The organism is Nonomuraea diastatica (assembly GCF_004349015.1).
Taxonomy (GTDB): Bacteria; Actinomycetota; Actinomycetes; order Streptosporangiales; family Streptosporangiaceae; genus Nonomuraea; species Nonomuraea diastatica.
In genome coordinates this window covers 1-1,598 of record NZ_SMKP01000402.1, presented here as the reverse complement: position 1 = coordinate 1,598, position 1,598 = coordinate 1, and the positions used below count along the sequence as shown (strand labels likewise).

The 1,598-nt window shown below is 67.1% G+C and carries 1 protein-coding gene; it reads left to right on the top strand.

The features are described from left to right. Positions 1–218 precede the first annotated feature (218 nt). The gene (locus E1294_RS51865) at positions 219–1,262 is read left to right on the top strand and encodes a threonine aldolase family protein (RefSeq protein WP_132520717.1); all 1,044 of its coding nucleotides are present in this window, start codon (positions 219–221) and stop codon (positions 1,260–1,262) included. Positions 1,263–1,598: the final 336 nt, after the last annotated feature.

The following is a 1,598-nucleotide window of genomic DNA, read 5'->3' as shown; positions in this document are numbered from 1 at the left end:
CACCCGCACCCAACCCACGCCCACACACGGAATCCCCGCTCGCGCCCAACCCCACGCCCACACACGGTGTCCGTCCCGAGCTCACCCGTCCCGTGTCGCCACTCCGAATTCCGCCGACCCTCGGCACGTACTGAATCCGTCGGCAGCCGCCTCGTAACCCCTCGCCAGGCGCCTGCCTCCCAGCTGGATTGCGTCGGCAGTGAAAGTAGCCTTGCGGTGTGCTGATCGATTCGACGTACCCCAAGAGCTTCGCCAGCGACAACCACGCGGGCGTGCACCCGGACATCCTGGCGGCCATGGCCGCTGCGAACGACGGAGACGCGCCCGCCTACGGCGGCGACCGCTGGACCGCGGCCTTCGAAGAAGGGATCAAGGAGGTGTTCGGGCCGAACGCGGAAGGCTTCGCGGTGCTCAACGGAGCGGGCGCCAACATGGTCGGCCTCGCCCTGATGCTCGGCCGCTACGACGCCATTCTCTGCGCCGACAGCGCCCACATCGCCACCCATGAAGCAGGGGCGGCTGAGCGCCTTCTCGGTGTGAAGTTGATGACGATCCCCACCGCACAGGGCAAGCTCCAACCCGACGACATCAAGGCGCGTCTGGGCGGTATCGGCAACCACCACGAATCCCAGCCCGCCGTCGTCTCCATCTCCCAGTGCACGGAACTCGGCACCACCTACTCCGCCGAGGAGATCGCCGTACTCGCGGAGACGGCACACGAGGCCGGACTCCGTCTTCACGTGGACGGCGCACGGCTCGCCAACGCCGCCGCCTTCCTGGGTTGCGACCTGAAAGCCATCACCACCGACGTGGGCGTGGACGTCTTCAGCTTCGGCTGCACCAAGAACGGCGCGCTGGCCGCCGAAGCCGTGGTGGTGCTCGACTCCGAGCTGGCCCAGGCCGTACCTTTCCTGCGCCGCCAGTCGCTCCAGCTCGCCTCGAAGATGCGCTTCATCTCGGCCCAACTGTCGGCACTCCTGACGGACGACTTGTGGCGACAGAATGCTGATCAAGCCAACCGGATGGCGACGCGACTGGCAAACGGTCTGGAGGGCATCGCCGGTGTGTCGTTGGCTTACCCCGTTCAGTCCAACGCCGTCTTCGCCGCCTTGCCGCCGACGGTGGCCGCGACGCTCCTGCAGCGGTACCTGTTCCACTACTGGGACGAGGCGACCGGTGTCGTCCGCTGGATGACCGCCTTCGACACGACCCCCGAACACGTCGACGACTTCCTCGACGACATCCGCAAAGCCGCCATGTGACCTCCCGCGTGTTTCACGTGAAACATGCGGGAGGCTGCCCGCCAGAACCCACGGCCCCTCCACCCATCACGACCGACGTTTCACGTGAAACACAGCGGCGCCCGCCTGGTCGGACTGCCCTCTCTTCCAGGAGATCTACCGGGCATGCTTCGCCTTCCGGCGGGCGCTCGTTTCCCACTCTCGCACTGGCCCCCGGCGTTTGGGACATGCTTCACGTGCAGGGTCACGCAACTGATCCGACTCTGCGCAGCCGCATGCTGCGAACGTCACGCCCACGGCGGCCGACACGGCGACTACCGACTGCCACAGGCACCGGCCCGTCGAGACCTACACCCG